The following is a 15,384-nucleotide window of genomic DNA, read 5'->3' on the forward strand; positions in this document are numbered from 1 at the left end:
GGGTGCTGACCTCCACGCAGCCCGAGTGGCTCACCGAGCCCGCCGACCTGAACGCACTTCCGGACGGACTGTGGCCGGCCTCCGCGCACCGCGCCGCCGACGGCGTACTCGCCGTGGGCGGACTGCGGGTCGACGACCTCGCCGCCGAGTTCGGCACCCCGATGTACGTCTTCGACGAGGACGACTTCCGGGCCCGGTGCACCGAATTCCGCACCGTCTTCCACGACTTCGACGTCTACTACGCCGGGAAGGCCTTCCTGTGCCGGCCGGTCGCCCGGATCTGCGCCGAGCTCGGTCTGCACATGGACGTCTGCTCCCTCGGTGAGCTGCGGATCGCGATCTCCGCCGGTTTCCCGGCGGAGCGCCTGGTGATGCACGGCAACAACAAGTCCGCCGAGGAGCTCGCCACCGGACTGCGCCACGGCGTCGGCCGGATCGTGGTGGACTCCTTCGACGAACTGGCGCTGCTGCGTGAGCTGGCGGCCGAGGCCGGGGTACGGCCGAAGGTCCTGATCCGGGTCAACGTCGGTGTGCACGCGGACACCCACGCCAACATCGCCACCGCCCACGACGACCAGAAGTTCGGATTCTCGCTGCGCACGGGTGACGCCTCCACCGCGGTCGAGGCGGCCCACCGGGCGGCCGAACTGGAGCTGGCCGGGCTGCACATGCACCTGGGCTCGCAGATATTCGGCCTGGAGTCCTTCGAGGTGGGGGTGCGCCGGGTCATGGAGGTCCGTGCGCAGTTCCTCCGCGAGCACGGGGTCTCCCTGCCGGAGGTCAGCCTCGGCGGTGGTTTCGCCATCGCCTACCTGGACCACCACCGGCCCAGCACCCCCGCCGAAATCGCCGAGGGACTGCGCGAGTTCACCCGGCGCAGTTGCGCGGAGCTGGGGCTGGAACCGCCCCGGCTGGCGATCGAACCGGGCCGGACCCTCGTAGGCCGCTCGGGGATCACCGTGTACCGCGTCGGCACCGTCAAGACCGTCGCCGGCCTGCGCACCTTCGTCTCGGTCGACGGCGGGATGAGCGACAACATACGGCCCGCCCTCTACGACGGGCTCTACACGGGCATTCTCGCCGGCCGGCGCTCCGATGCCGGACCGATGCTCTCGCGCGTGGTCGGCCTGCACTGCGATGCCGGTGACGTCGTGGTGCGCGACGACCACCTGCCCGCCGACACCCGGGTGGGCGACCTGCTCGCCGTGCCGAACACCGGCGCCTACTGCCGGAGCCTGGCGAACAACTTCAACCACACACCGCGGCCGCCGGTGGTCGCCGTCCGGGACGGCGGCGCACGGCTGTGGCTGCGCCGTGAGACATACGACGACCTGCTCGCCCTGGAAGTGGAATGACCGAGCCCAGCAAGCCTTTTCCCAGCGACTCCACCGCGGTGTCCTTCCCCTCCGGGGCACTGGACGCCGAAGCGACCGTGCGGCACGTACTGACGGTGGCCGGCCGGTACGGGCTGATCTGCGACGCCACCCCGTTCCATCCGGAGGACCACACCTGGCCGGACCAGCCGGGCGACCAGGGCGTCGTGGCGGCCGGCGGCCACGAGTTCCAGGTGCTGGACAGTGTGATCGCCGCCGCCCACCGGGGCACCGGCGAGCTGTGGGTGGCCGGGGACATCCCGGTCCGGCGCGGCGATCCGGACTGGTCCTGGCACGTCGTGCACGTCGTCGCCGACGATCCGCGGGCCCTGCTCGGGGAGCGGGTGCGGCTGTCGGTCGATCCGGAGCGGCGGGCCGGTCTGTCCGCCGGACACACCGGCTGCGAGCTGGTCGGGCCCGCGCTCAACGCCGCCCTGCGGGACCGGTGGCGCAAGGACGCCGGCCTCGACTCCCTGGGCGCCCCCGACTTCGACAAGATCGCCATCGTGAGCTCGCGGATCGGCCCGCACAACAGCGTCGACCGCTACCGGATGGGCAAGTCGCTGCGGCGCAAGGGCTTCACGGCCGACGGCCTGGCGGATGTGCTCGGTGACCTGGAGGCCCAGGTCAACGGGTTGCTGGCGGAGTGGGTCGCCGCGGACGTCCCGGTGGTGGTGCGTACCGACGGACCGAGCCTCGCGGACGTGCGCCGCTTCACCTGCGAGGTACGGCAGGGCCCGGTCGTGGCGCTGTGCGGCGGCACCCATGTCGCGACCACCGGGGAGCTGGGCCGGGTGGTCGCACGGCTGGAACTCGTCGACGACGGCCGGGAGCTGGTTCTCGGCACGTCCACAGGAGGGGCGGCGACATGAGCGCGGGGACTCTGACCGAACTCTTCGAGGAGACCGTGGCGCGGCATCCGGAGCGGATCGCGGTGCGCGACGGGAAGGACGCCCTGACCTACCGGGAACTGGACGCACGTTCCCAGGAGTTGGCCCGGCGGATCCACGGACTCGGCATCGGCCGCGGCGACCTGGTGGGCGTCTACCTCCACCGGTCGGCCGACATCTTCGCCGTCCTGCTCGCGGTGCTGCGGGCCGGCGCCGCGTACGTAGCGATCGACAGCCGCTACCCGGACACGCGGCGCGACCTGATGCTGCGGCTGAGCGGCGTCCGCGTGGTGATCACTGAACCGGACTGGGCGGACCGGCTGGACGGCGACTCGGTCCGGGTGCTGCCCCTGCCGCTGACCGGCGCGTCACCGGCCGCCGGCCCGCTGCCGGCGCCGCGGGCGGGGGACGCCGCGAGCGTGCTGTTCAGCTCCGGCTCCACCGGCACCCCCAAGGGCATCGTGCTGGAGCACGGCAACGTGGTGGCGTTCGCCCGCAATCCGGCGCTGCCGCGGCTGACCGAACAGGACCGGATCGGGCAGGTCTCCAGCCTCTCCTTCGACCTCTTCCACTGGGAGATGTGGAACAGCTTCGCGGCCGGTGCCGAGGTGACCGTGCTCCCGCTGGTGCCGGACCTGCTGGCCGCGGGCTTCGACGCGGAGATACGCAGACTGGGCATCACCGCGATGCTCGTCCCGACCATGGTCGCCGGCCATGTCACCGACGAACAGCCGGACGCGTTCGCCGCGCTGCGCCTGCTCCACGTGGCGGGCGACGTGATTGCTCCGGCGGTCTGCCGGGTCGTCCTGGAGGCCGGCTTCGGCGGCGGCCTGTACAACCTCTACGGGCCGGCCGAGTGCACCACGGCCTGCGTCGCACACCGGATCACCATGGAGGACACCCGGCTGCGGGCCGTACCGATCGGCCGGCCGCTGGACGGGGTGGTGGCCGAGGTGCGCGACCCCGAGGGGGCGCCGGTCCCGCCCGGCGGCTCCGGTGAGCTGTTCGTCGGGGGCCCGCAGGTGGCCCGCGGCTATCTCGGCCGGCCCGATCTGACGGCGGAGCGGTTCACGGAACCGGAGGGGCCGCAGGACGCCACCCGCTTCTACCGGACCGGGGATCTCGTGAAGGTCCGCGACGACGGCGTCATCGATTTCCTGGGGCGCGCCGACCGGCAGGTGAAGATCCGTGGATACCGGGTCGAACCCGGAGAGATCGAACGGTTCTTCCTCGGTCTCCCCGAGGTCCAGGACGCCATGGTGGTCCCGGTCGGGGACGGTGTCGACCGGCGTCTGGTCGCCTTCCTGGTCGCCGGTGGCGGCGCGACCCGGCAGGGACTGCGGACCGCGGCCGAACAGAACCTGCCGCACTTCCTGGTGCCCGGCGACCTCAGGCTGGTCGACAGAATTCCGGCCGACCAGCACGGTAAGCGGAATGTTTCCGGGCTCCTCGACGAATTGGCCGCGGGCGGTTCCGGTCCGGGGACGGACGGGGCACCCGGAAGCGCCGAGGAAGAATTTGTCATCACGCTCTGGGAGGAGCTGCTGGGCGTTACAGGAATCAATCGTTCCGATGATTTCTACGCTCTCGGAGGAAACTCGCTCCTTGCCTTTCGCGTGCAGCTGAAGGTGGAGCGCCGATTCGGCGTGAAAATTGGGAACGCGGAGATTATGGGGAATTCCTGTGCGGCGGAGCTGGCCGCCGCGATCAGGGCCGCCGGCTCTTCCGGAACCGGGTGATCCGGACCGGTCCGTGCGGTGCCCCGGGCGGGAGCCGGGCCGGCTCCCGCCCGGGGGCCCGGCTCAGTCGAGGAAGTCCTCGCCGGTCAGCAGCAGCTCGGTGTTGACCGCGTTGAGCTTGTCGTTGGCGATCATGATCCTGCCCGAGTAGAGGTCGCGCAAGTGGCGGGCCACCGAGAAGTCGCCCTCCTCCGAGTACCCCGCCATGCCGCAGACCTCCAGCGCCAGCGCGGCCACCCGGACCGATTCCTCCGAGGCGGACACCTTCAGCGCGTTGGCCGGCACGGTGAGGTCCCGGGGCGGGCCCCCGGCGTCCCGGCTGTCGGCGAACTCCGCGGCGAGCCCCCGGACTTCCGCCCGCAGCATCGTCAGCACGGCGTGCATCCGCCCCAGGCGCGAGTCCGGCACGAACGTGCTGCCGCGACGGCCCGCCTTCGCCTTCGCCTGTGAGAACGCCACGGCGCGACGGAAGGCGTCGGTCGCTATCCCGGTCCAGACGGCCGCCCAGAGGATGTGCGAGAGCGGGACCATGACACCTGTGGCGATCGCGCCGAACGGCTCGGCCAGCACCTGGGCGCGCGGCACGACCGCCTGGAGGTGCTGCGGCGAACTGCAGGTGCCCCGCATGCCCAGCGTGTTCCACGGGCCCGTGCGCCGCAGCCGCGCCTGCTCCGCCAGGACCAGCACGAGGACCTGGTCGTCGGGCGCGGCCCGATCGTCCCGCCGGGCCGTGACCAGCAGACTGTCCGCCTGCTCGCCGTAGGAGACGGTGGTGGCGTGCTTCTCCAGCAGGTAGTCCTCACCGGCCTGGACGAGGGCCGCCCTGCTCATCCGGAGGTTGCCGCCGATGCCGGCCTCGGACGTGACGGAGGCGACCAGGTGCTGTTCGGCGGCGGCCCGGCGCAGATAGTCCGCGAGCACCGGCCGGGCTGCCGCGCTCGGCACCAGGCAGGCCAGCTGGAGCTGGTGCATCGCCCAGATCATGCCGGTCGAGCCGCAGTGCCGGCCGATCCGCATGGCGAGCTCCGCCAGCGCGGGCGCCGCCAGCCCGGCCCCGCCGTACTCGGTCGGGATGGCGACGGAGAGCAGCCCGCTCTCCTTCAGGGCATCGATTCCCTTGTGCGGGAAGCTCGCCGTGCGGTCGGCCGCGTCGCCGCCGGCCAGCAGCGTGTCACGCAGGGCGTCGACGCGTTCGAGGGCCTCGGCGGCTGTGGCGGGGGCGGCTGCGCTAGTCATGGGCGAGTCCTCCAGGCGGCTTGCGTGTCGCGGCGCTCGACGGGCCGCGAGGCGTCGGGCGGTCCGTCGAGGGATGGCCCACGGACCGCGGAGTGACCGAGGCTAACCACCTCACCCGCGATTGTCAGCGACGTAACGGGGCCCACGGTCCACGGACCGGCCGCCGACGTCGCCAACGACCCCGATTTCAGCGGGAGATGACGGCGGCAGAGAAGTGACGTCACGTCAATTTCGTGTTCTGCGCCACATGTGAGCACGCCGGGCGTGGCGCGGTCGGGACCGACTTCCGGTACACCTCCCGTAAATCCCGTACGGCCGAATCGAATGCCGCCCGTCGCCATGGCCGCCCGGTCCGCGGTGGCGGCGCCGAAATAAGCCCGGTGCTCGTGGCCATTCCGGACGAAGTGCCCCGCGACGCGTACGGGAATGACCAAACCACTAACAGCCGCTGTGGCACAGCCATTTGAATGGTTGACAGGCGAATGACGCGACTGTTTTTATGGCGTCGGTCCCATCACGGCGAGCGGTTTCGGGTGCTCGCCCAGTTGCTCCGGACCGCGGCTCTCCGTGCCCGTGCGGCGACCGGGCCGACCCCTGGTGCCGAACTGTTCCGTCGAGCCGGGCAAGGGTTTCACTCGCGAGGGAGTGCAGTGGTGAACGATCGAGGAATCATCCGGCGCGTGCCGGGTGTGCCCGGCCGGCCGGTGGGCGAATGAGGCGGCGGCTCCACCTGCTCCTGTCCTACCTGGCGCCGAACTGGCGGATGGCGGTCTTCCTGCTCCTGCTCCTGTTCGCCGAGGTCGGACTGTCGTTGTGGAACCCGCAGTTGCTGGGCCGGTTCATCGACCGAGCGAAGGGCGGCGCCGACGTCGACACGCTGGTGCGGATCGCCCTGGTCTTCATCGCGCTGACCATCGCCCACCAGATCGTCGTGTCGGTCGCCGGCTACTTCGCCGAGGACCTCGGCTGGCGGGCGACCAACCGGATGCGGATGGATCTCACCGACCACTGCCTCGATCTCGACCTCGGGTTCCACAAGGAGAAGACCCCGGGAGAGCTGATCAAGCGGGTGGACGGGGACGTGGCCACACTGGCCCAGTTCTTCTCCACGTTCACCTTCCAGATCTTCGCCAACCTGCTGCTCTCGCTCGGCATCCTGGCGGTCAGCTTCGGCGTGGACTGGCGGCTGGGCCTGATCCTCCTGGTCTTCTCCCTCGTGGTGATCCCGGTGCTGCGCCGGACCCAGCGCGTGGCCTCGCCGTTCTTCCACCGGCTGCGGCAGGACAACGCCGACATAGCGGGCTTCCTGGAAGAGCGCATCATGGCGACCGAGGACATCAGGGCCAACGGCAGTGACGCCTGGACCCGGGGACGGCTCGACGCACTGCTGGAGCGTCTGCGGCGCACCATGCGGGCGGAGAGCGTCGCCTTCCGGGCCTCGTCCAGCGCCCTGGAACTCAGCGTCGCGGGTGCCACCGCGGCCATCCTGGTGGCCAGCGCCCTGCTGCTGCGCGGCGGCGGCATCACGCTCGGCACGGTCTATGTCAGCTACTTCTACGCCAGCCTGCTCAGCCTCACCCTGTTCCGGATCTCCAACCGCATCGACGGCCTGCAGACCGCGATCGCCGGCATGGACCGGATCGCCGAACTCTCCGAACGGCGGACCGCGGTACCGGACACCGGCCACGGCACACTGCCGGAAGGCCGGCTCTCGCTCAGCTTCGACGACGTGGACTTCGCCTACGTGGACGGCCGCCCGACCCTGCGGCGAGTCGGCCTCCGGCTGCCCGCCGGCGAGTCCCTGGGACTGCTCGGGCGAACCGGCAGCGGCAAGACCACGATCGGCCGTCTGCTCTACCGCGGCATGGACCCGCAGCAGGGCTCGGTGCGGCTCGGCGGCGTGGACATCCGTACGGTTCCGCTCGCCGAACTGCGGTCCCGGGTCGGCGTGGTGACCCAGGACGTCCACGTACTGCACGCCTCCGTCCGGGACAACATCACACTCTTCGACCCGGGCGTCCGTGACGAACGGATCGCAGAGGCGATGTCGGTGCTCGGCATGCGGGAGTGGCTGGACGCACTCCCGGACGGGCTGGACACGGTGATCAGCGACGGCGCGCTCTCCGCGGGCCAGGCCCAACTGCTCACCTTCGCCCGGGTCTTCCTGCGCGATCCCGACGTGGTGCTGCTGGACGAGGCGTCCTCCCGGCTGGACCCGGCGACCGAACGGATCGTGGGCGCCGCCGTGCGCAAGCTGCTCCAGGGACGCACCGCCATCGTCATCGCGCACCACCTGGACACGGTCGGGCAACTGGACCACATAGCGGTGCTGGAGGCCGGAGAGGTCGCCGAGTCGGGGCCGCGCGGCGAGCTGGCCGGCACCGAGGGATCCCGGTTCTCGGCTCTTCTGGCAGGTGCGGCATGAGCGCGTTCCGAGTCTTCGGGCAGATCGCCAGGTCCGCACCGGGCGCCTTCGCCCTCGACCTGCTGATGCAGCTGCTGCGCAGTGTGTTCCCGCTGGTGCCCGGCCTCGTGATCCGGGAGATCCTGAACCGGCTGAGCGACGGCGGGAGTCTGTCCACCGGCTTCTGGGTACTGATCGCGATTCTGGTGGGCGCCGCCCTGGCCCGGGTCGCCTCGCTGCTGGTGTGTGTGGCCTACGACGGGATCTGCGAGGCCGCCGGCATCGGGCTGCTGATGCGCAACGGCTTCGCCCGGGTCCTGGCCAAGCCGGGCGCGGTACGGCTGAAGCACCCCACCGGCGACGTGGTGTCCCGGCTCACCGACGACACCGCCACCGTGTCCAGCACCGTCGTCTACACACTCATGGTGATCGGAGCGGCGGTCCAGGCACTGATCGCCATCGCCGTCATGGTCACCATCGATCCGCTGATCACCGCGGTGGTCTGCGTGCCGCTGATCGTGGCCGGCTTCCTGATCAACATGGCCAGCAAGAAGATCAAGCACTACCACCGGCAGGGCCGGGAAGCGGCCGGCGACGTCAGCGCCTTCCTCGGCGACGTCTTCAACAGCATCCAGGCGATCCAGCTGGCCGGTGCGAAGCCGCACGTGCTGGACCGGTTCACCCGCCTCAACGAGGTCCGTCGCAAGCGCACCGTGCAGAGCCGCCTGTTCACCGATGTGTTCCTCGGCGCGATCTGGAACAACACGACCGCGATCGGCACCGGGCTGGTGCTCGTGCTGGCGGCCACGCACCTGCACGACGGCACCATGAACGTCGGTGACCTCGCGCTGTTCATCGTCTACGTCGGCTGGGTGACGGACTTCACCTCGCTGTTCAGCCAGAACCTCGCCCTGGTGATGCAGTCCGACGCCTCGCTCCAGCGGATCGAGGACGCCGTACCGGGCGCGGTGACCGCACTGCCCGGGCCCGTACCGGCACCGGTGGCCCCGCCGGGCGCCCCGCTGGACACCCTGCGGGTACGCGGCCTCGGATACCGGCACCCGGAGTCCGGCCACGGGGTCACCGACGTCAGCTTCGACATCGCCGCCGGCGAGTTCGTCGTCGTCACCGGCCGGGTGGGCGCGGGCAAGTCCACACTGCTGCGCACGGTCCTCGGACTGCTGCCCCGGGACAGCGGGGAGGTGCGCTGGAACGGGCAGGAGGTCCACGAGCTGGTACCGCCCATGGCCGCGTACACCTCCCAGGTTCCCCGGCTGACCAGCGACTCGGTGCGCACCAACGTCCTCGCCGGACACGAGGCGGACGAGGACGGAGTGCGCCGGGCCCTGGCCGGCGCGGTCTTCGACGACGACCTGACCGCCCTGGAGGAAGGCCTGGACACGATGGTCGGCCCTCGGGGCACCAAGCTCTCCGGCGGACAGGTGCAGCGCGTCGCCGCCGCCCGGATGCTCGTCCGGGAGACCGAGCTGCTGGTCTTCGACGACATCTCCAGCGCACTGGACGTCAGTACCGAACGGGAGCTGTGGCAACGGCTGCTGGACCAGGGGACGCCGCGCAGCTGTCTGGCCGTATCGCACCGCCGGCCCGCGTTCGAGCGCGCCGACCGCATCGTCGTGCTGAAGGACGGCGAGGTGGAGTCGGTCGGCACTCTCACCGAGCTGCTCGACTCAAGTGCCGAAATGCGCCACTTGTGGGCCGGCGCCGCTGGAGAGCGACAGCAGCGCGGCGATGACCGCACCGGGTGAGGGGAGCACATCGTGACGGGGAACGGGACCGAGGCGCGCACGATCGTCGTGGCCGACGGGGGGAGACAGGTACTGGTTCACGGGGACGGCGGGCAGTGGTCGCTGCCGCGCCACCCCGCCGGAGGGCCGGAGCGGGTACGCGCCGTCCTGCGGGAGCGCTTGGGCGGGGACACCGTCCGTCTCGGCACCCTGGTCGACACCGCGAGCGGCCCGGAGGCCGGCGTCGTCTACGCACACCACTGGTGCGCGCAGCCGTCGGCCGTGCCGGGGGCCGCGCGGTGGGTGAGCGCGTCCGGCATCGGGGCGCTGACCGGTCTCGATCCGGTGGACCGGGCGCTGGCCGAGGGCTGGTTCGGTGGTGAGTTCGCGCTCCCGGACGTGCCGTGGACGCGTCCCGGCTGGTACGCCGGGGCGACCGGCTGGCTCACCGCCCGGCTGCGCGAGCGCGGCACCGGCCTCACCGGGCCGGTCGAACAGTTCCTCGTCTCGCCCTGGGCGTGCACCTTGCGTGCGCCGACCGAGGAGGGCCACGTCTTCCTGAAGGCGGCGCCGCCGGGCTTCCCGCACGAGGCGGTCCTGACACAGCGGCTCGGCACCTGGTTCCCCGACAACATCGTCCCGGTGATCGCCGTGGAGCCGGAACGCGGCTGGCTGCTCTCCGCGGACATCGGCGACTGCACCTTCATCGAGGACGTGACCGCCGCCGAGGACGTGCCCCGCTACCGGTCGTCCGTCCAGCGGTACGCACAGATGCAGCAGTCCACCACCGAACGGATCGCCGAACTCGTCGAGTTGGGCGTGCCCGACCGCAGACCCGGCGTACTCCCGGGCCTGTTCGAGCGGATGCTCGCCGAACCGGAGCGGCTCGGGATCGGGCGGGAGTGGGGGCTGACCGGCGAGGAGCACCGCCGACTGCTGGACTTCCGGCCGGAGTTCGACCGCCGGTGTACCGAGCTGGCCGCGGTCGGACTCCCGGACGTACTGGTCAACATCGACTTCTGGCACGGCAACGTCTCGTTCCGCCCGAAGGGAGACATCTTCTTCGACTGGGCGGAGACGGGCATCGGCCATCCCCTGTGCGGGATGACCACGGTCCTGCGGGAGTTCGAGCAGAACGAGATCGCCGACGGCGAGCGGGTCCGGCAGGCCCTGACCGACGCGTACCTGGACCAGTGGACGCCGTACGTGTCACGGGACCGGATCACCGACGCGCGTCCGCTGGGAGAGCAGGCGGCGATCGTCTGGCGGGCCTGGTCGTGGCGTGACTGCGTCGTGCCCGTGCCCGCGCCGGAGCGCCACGACGCCTTCCGGCACGCGGTCGCGGCCAACCTGCGCAGATTGCTGGCCTTCGTTGACTGAGCCGATGAAGACCTCGGGGGTGCGCCGCCGGGCCGGTGGCGCCGAGCGCCGCCGGCGCGAGGAGGCGGAGCTGACGGCAGCCGTGGCCGGGATCTGGCGTGATCTGCTCGGCGCCGAGGCCACGGACGACGACGACTTCTTCGAGCTGGGCGGCGACTCGCTGCTGGCCACCTGGACCGCTGCCCGGATCCAGGACGAGCTCGGCATCGACGTCACCCTCGACGACCTCTTCCAGCAGACCCGGCTGGGCGCGCTCGTCGCCCACCTGCGGCTGCTGCCCCGCCGGGCGCGCGGCACCGACGCGGCGGCGGAGTCCGCCGACGGAGCGCTCACCGCCGCGGAGCGGGCCGTGTGGCTCGCGGCGGAGCTCGCACCGCAGGCGACCGCGTACCTGATCAGCGTGGTGGTGCGGGTGCGCGGCGACCTCGCCGCGGACGTGCTGGAGGACGCACTGGGCGACGTGATCGCCCGGCACGAGGCGCTGCGGACGGCCTTCGTGCTGGCGGGCGCGGAGCCGGAACGACGGGTCGCGGCATCGGTGCGCGTTCCGGTGACCCGGGTGAGCGAAGCGGCTCCGCCGGGTCCGGAACGGCTGCGCGAACTGGCCGCCGAGGACGCCGGACACGCCGTCGACCTGGGGCAGGCCCCCTTGTTCCGGGCCCGGCTGGTCGCCGATCGCGACCGCGCGGCCGCCCTGCTCCTCACCGTGCACCACGCCGTCTTCGACGCCCGGTCGCTGGAGCTGCTGGTCCGTGAGCTCGGCGAGTGCTGCGCGGCCCGTGCCGAAGGCGGGGTCGCCGACCTCGCCCCGGTGCCCGGCCCCGGTGTGTTCGGGGCACGGCAGCACGCGTGGCTGGCCGGGCCCGAGGGCCGGCGAGCGGTCGCGGAGCTCGCCGGGAGCCTGACCGGGCTGCCCGCCGGCGTCCCGTTCCCCCGGTCGGTGCCGTCCGGCGCCGGGGAGGGGTTCGGCGCGCAGCGCCGGGAGCCGGTCGACGAGGGCCTCGCGCGTGCCGTACGGCGCCTCGCGCTCCGGCACGGTGCCACGCTGCACATGGTCGGCCTGGCCGCCTTCGCCGTCGCACTGGCCGGCTGGACCGGGACCGAAGACCTGGCCGTCGGCGCCGCCTTCAGCGGGCGTACCACCCCCGAGTCGCAGAACGCGATCGGCTGCTTCGTCAACGTGCTGCCGATCCGGGTCCGGACGAACGGCCCCGAGCCCTTCGCCGACGTACTGGCCCGGGTCCGGGACACCACCCTCTTCGTCGCCCGCCACCAGGACGTGCCGTTCGAGAGCGTGCGCGCCTGGTTCCGGCAGGAGGGCGGGACCCCGCCCGAGATCCGGGTGGCGTTCGGCGCGCAGGACGTGGCCAGGCCCGCGTACCGCGGCGAGGGATTCGAACTGACCGGCCGCGAGGCCGACACCGAGCAGGCCCGGCTCGATCTGACCTGCTGGCTGGAAGCGGCCGGGGAAGACAGCCTGGAGGCCTTCTGGACCCACCGCCCCGGCCTGCTCACCCCATCGGACGTGGCGGCCCTGCACCAGCGCTTCGTCGATGCGCTGCGGGACGCGACCGGGGCGGAGCCGGCGGACAGCTGAATCCGTTTCGGCCAGCACGAAGCACGGGAGAGAACATGCAGGAGAAGCACATACCGGTCGGTAGGAATGTTGTCGACCGGGCAACCGCCGTCGTCACCGAGGAGTGGTGCCGGGCGCTCGACACGACAGACCCCTCACCGGCCGACGACTTCTTCGCGGCGGGCGGGAACTCGCTGCTCATCGCCACGATGATCGACCGGGTCGAGCAGCGGCTCGGCATCCTGTTCCCGGTCGAGGTCGCGTTCATCGACGGCACTCTGGGTGCGCTGATCGACGCCTGCGCGGAAAGACTGGCGACCGCCGAGGGGACGACCGCGTGAGCGGCACCCCGCCGCGGCTCGGCGTGCTGCACGCGCCGCACGCGGCCGCGAACCTGCGTGACCTGGTACTGGCCGGACGTGGCCTGTGCGAGGTCGTGCTCGTCGTCCGTCGCGAGATCGCCGCGGCCGAACCGGACATGGTCCGCCTCGGACAGTCGCTGGCCACCGTCGCGGTGATCGGCGACGACGTCCCGCGCGAACTGGCCGCACTGGGCCTGGACGGCCTGGTGACCTTCCACGACGCCGAGCTGGAGGCGTACGACGCCGCGGTGCGCGAGCTCGGTCTGCCCGGTGCCACCGAGGCCGACCACCCGTGGGACAAGCTGGTGCAACGGCGACTGCTCAACGCGGCAGGCGTCTCCACGGTGCGTTCGGCACCGGTCGACTCCCCGGAGGGGCTGATCGGGGCCGCGGCGGAGGTCGGGCTGCCCGCGGTCCTCAAACCCCGCCGGGGCACCGCCAGTACGGACCTCAGCTTCCTCTCCGGACCCGCCGATCTGGAGGCCGAGCCCGGCCGGCGCCAGAACTGGTCCGGCCTCGTGCTGGAGCAGATGATCGAGCGGGCCGCGCACCCGTCCGGCCGCCACTGGCTGGCCGACTACGTGTCGGTGGAAACGGTGACCCACCACGGCGAGCACACGCATGTCGCGGTCTTCGACAAGACCCCGCTCGCGGTGGCCGGCGGCACCGGGCCGTGCCGCCACGCGGTGCGCGAGACCGGCGACGTGCTGCCCGCGCAACTCCCGCCGCACGTGCTCGACGCGGTGCTCACCACCACCTCCGCGGCACTGGACGCGCTGACCGTACGCGACCGGGTCAGCCACACCGAACTGCGCGTGTCGCAGGACGGGGTGGAGGTCATCGAGGTCAACGGCCGGCTCGGCGGCGAAGTGGCCGCAATGATCAGCATGATGGGCGGCGGCGGCCTGGTCCGGGCCGCGTTCGAGGTGGCGCTGGGCCACCGGCCCGCGACCGCCGCCCCGACCCGGCCGGAGGTGCTGGTCAGCCTGTACGTGCCGTTCCCGGAACGGACCGGCCCGGTCCGCTCGTCCGTCACCCGTCCACAGATACGGGAACTGCCCGGCGTGGTGCGGGTGGACGAGGTCGCACAGCACGGGGACGCCCGCTCCGACACCGCGTTCCACGCGGTCAAGGTGCTGATCACCGCGGCCGACGCGGAGTCGGCGGGACAGCTCGTGCGCACCGTGGCGGCCCGCGTGGCGCGGCTGTTCGAGGCCGACGGCCTGCTTGCCGACCCATGGCTTCACCAGCTGGCCGGAAACCCCGGCGAGCCCAGCGCAGGAACCGGAGGAACCACCACATGAGCAGGACGGCCGAAGAGGCACTGCGAGCGGCCTTGCGGCCCGGCGATCCGGGCTACGACGAGGCCCGCCGGGTGTGGAACGGCATGATCGACCGGCGGCCCGCCGTCATCGTCCCCTGCTCCGACGCGAGCGACGTGGCCGCCGCGTTGCGGTACGCGACAGCCAACGGCCTCGCGGTGACGGTACGCGGCGGCGGTCACAACGTCGCCGGTCTCGCCCTGGCCGACGACGCCCTGCTCATCGATCTCGGCCCGATGCGGCGCGTCGACGTCGATCCGGAGCACCGGACGGCGGTCGCCGGGGGCGGGGCACTGCTCGCGGACCTCGACGGCGCCACCCTGCCGCACGGCCTGGCCTGCCCCGTCGGGGTGGTCTCCGAGACCGGACTCGGTGGACTGGCGCTCGGCGGCGGATACGGCTGGCTGGCCCGCAAATGGGGGCTGACCTGCGACCATCTGGTCGCCGCCGAGGTCGTCCTGGCCGACGGCAGCATCGTGCAGGCGTCCGCCGAGAACCATCCGGAACTGTTCTGGGGGCTGCGCGGCGGCGGCGGCAACTTCGGCGTCGTCACCAGGTTCACCCTGCGCCTGCGACCGGTGGGCGACGTCTGGGTCCGCTCCACCGTGTACCCGATCGAGCAGGCCGCCGACGCCGTGCGGGCCTACCGGGACGCCATGCCCGCGCAGCCCGACGAACTCCAGCTGAACGGAGCCTTCAAGCGGGCGCCCGCAGCCGACTGGATACCCGAGCGGCTGCACGGCGAGCCGGTGCTGGCGTTCACCACGGTGTGGCTCGGCGCGGAGGGCGGCCCGCAGGCCGCCGCCGGGCTGTTCGCCGACTGCCCGCCCGCCGGCACGTTCGACCGGGTCATGCCCTTCGCCGAGCTGCAGTCCATGGGCGACGGCAGCGAGCCGGCCGGCCGGCGGTACTACACCACCTCCGGCTATCTCACCGACCTGCCTTCCGACGCCGTCGACGTACTCGTCCGGTACGCGGTCGACGGCCTGACCACGTACTCCACCATCGACCTGGGCTACTTCCGGGGCGCGGTGGCACGTGTCGACGACGACGCCACCGCCTTCCCCTCCCGGGACGCCTCGTTCATCTGCTCCGCCTCCGCGGCCTGGGACGACCCGGCCGACGACGACCACGGCCGCGGCTGGGCCGGCGGCCTGATCCGGGACCTCGGGCCATGGCGGTCCGAGGGCAGCTACGTCAACTACACGCAGCGCAGCGGCCGCAGCGCGGCCGACGTCTACGGCGCCGACCGGTACGCCAGGCTGGCGGGTCTCAAGGCGCAGGTCGACCCCACCAATGTGTTCCGCGGAAACCACAACATCAGCCCCTCGCCCACACGCGCCTGAAGGACGGCCTC

At 72.1% G+C, this 15,384-nt stretch carries 11 protein-coding genes; 10 read left to right on the top strand and 1 reads right to left on the bottom strand.

The features are described 5' to 3' along the window. Window positions 1-2 precede the first annotated feature (2 nt). The 3 genes from lysA to ACGF8B_RS04035 are packed head-to-tail and all read left to right on the top strand — an operon-like array spanning window position 3 to window position 4,002. Window positions 3-1,355 (top strand): diaminopimelate decarboxylase, encoded by a 1,353-nt coding sequence (gene lysA / locus ACGF8B_RS04025; RefSeq protein WP_342283751.1) that lies wholly within the window; start codon window positions 3-5, stop codon window positions 1,353-1,355. Continuing rightward, on the top strand, window positions 1,352-2,245 hold the full coding sequence (locus tag ACGF8B_RS04030) for a metal-dependent hydrolase (RefSeq protein ID WP_392734579.1): 894 nt from the start codon (window positions 1,352-1,354) through the stop codon (window positions 2,243-2,245). The genes lysA and ACGF8B_RS04030 overlap by 4 nt, the downstream gene beginning before the upstream one ends. Continuing rightward, complete coding sequence (locus ACGF8B_RS04035; RefSeq protein WP_392734581.1) at window positions 2,242-4,002, top strand: non-ribosomal peptide synthetase; 1,761 nt, start codon at window positions 2,242-2,244, stop codon at window positions 4,000-4,002. Before ACGF8B_RS04030 ends, ACGF8B_RS04035 begins: the two co-directional genes overlap by 4 nt. 63 nt (window positions 4,003-4,065) lie before the next feature. On the opposite strand, the gene ACGF8B_RS04040 is transcribed toward ACGF8B_RS04035, so the two are convergent. Further along, the gene (locus ACGF8B_RS04040; protein ID WP_392734583.1) at window positions 4,066-5,238 is read right to left on the bottom strand and encodes an acyl-CoA dehydrogenase family protein; all 1,173 of its coding nucleotides are present in this window, start codon (window positions 5,236-5,238) and stop codon (window positions 4,066-4,068) included. 712 nt (window positions 5,239-5,950) lie between these two features. Here ACGF8B_RS04040 and ACGF8B_RS04045 point away from each other — a divergent pair. From ACGF8B_RS04045 to ACGF8B_RS04075, 7 genes are read left to right on the top strand one after another with little or no spacing between them, the layout of a single operon-like run. After that, entirely contained in the window at window positions 5,951-7,663 is a 1,713-nt protein-coding gene (locus ACGF8B_RS04045) for an ABC transporter ATP-binding protein (protein ID WP_392734585.1), read from the top strand. Beyond that, window positions 7,660-9,408, top strand: a complete 1,749-nt coding sequence (locus ACGF8B_RS04050; protein ID WP_392734587.1) for an ABC transporter ATP-binding protein — start codon at window positions 7,660-7,662, stop codon at window positions 9,406-9,408. The genes ACGF8B_RS04045 and ACGF8B_RS04050 overlap by 4 nt, the downstream gene beginning before the upstream one ends. Before the next feature lie 12 nt (window positions 9,409-9,420). Further along, complete coding sequence (locus tag ACGF8B_RS04055) at window positions 9,421-10,767, top strand: hypothetical protein (RefSeq protein ID WP_392734589.1); 1,347 nt, start codon at window positions 9,421-9,423, stop codon at window positions 10,765-10,767. Between the two features lie 4 nt (window positions 10,768-10,771). After that, a complete protein-coding gene (locus ACGF8B_RS04060) occupies window positions 10,772-12,364 on the top strand; it encodes a condensation domain-containing protein (RefSeq protein WP_392734590.1) in 1,593 nt (530 codons plus the stop codon). A 35-nt stretch (window positions 12,365-12,399) separates the two neighbouring features. After that, entirely contained in the window at window positions 12,400-12,684 is a 285-nt protein-coding gene (locus ACGF8B_RS04065; RefSeq protein ID WP_392734591.1) for an acyl carrier protein, read from the top strand. After that, window positions 12,681-14,009: an acetyl-CoA carboxylase biotin carboxylase subunit family protein gene (locus ACGF8B_RS04070; RefSeq protein WP_392734593.1), complete on the top strand. Its 1,329-nt coding sequence runs from the start codon at window positions 12,681-12,683 to the stop codon at window positions 14,007-14,009. Before ACGF8B_RS04065 ends, ACGF8B_RS04070 begins: the two co-directional genes overlap by 4 nt. Beyond that, window positions 14,006-15,373 (top strand): FAD-binding oxidoreductase, encoded by a 1,368-nt coding sequence (locus ACGF8B_RS04075; RefSeq protein ID WP_392734596.1) that lies wholly within the window; start codon window positions 14,006-14,008, stop codon window positions 15,371-15,373. Before ACGF8B_RS04070 ends, ACGF8B_RS04075 begins: the two co-directional genes overlap by 4 nt. Window positions 15,374-15,384: the final 11 nt, after the last annotated feature.

The sequence above is a fragment of the Streptomyces sp. NPDC047917 genome, assembly GCF_043204345.1.
Classification (GTDB): Bacteria; Actinomycetota; Actinomycetes; order Streptomycetales; family Streptomycetaceae; genus Streptomyces; species Streptomyces sanglieri.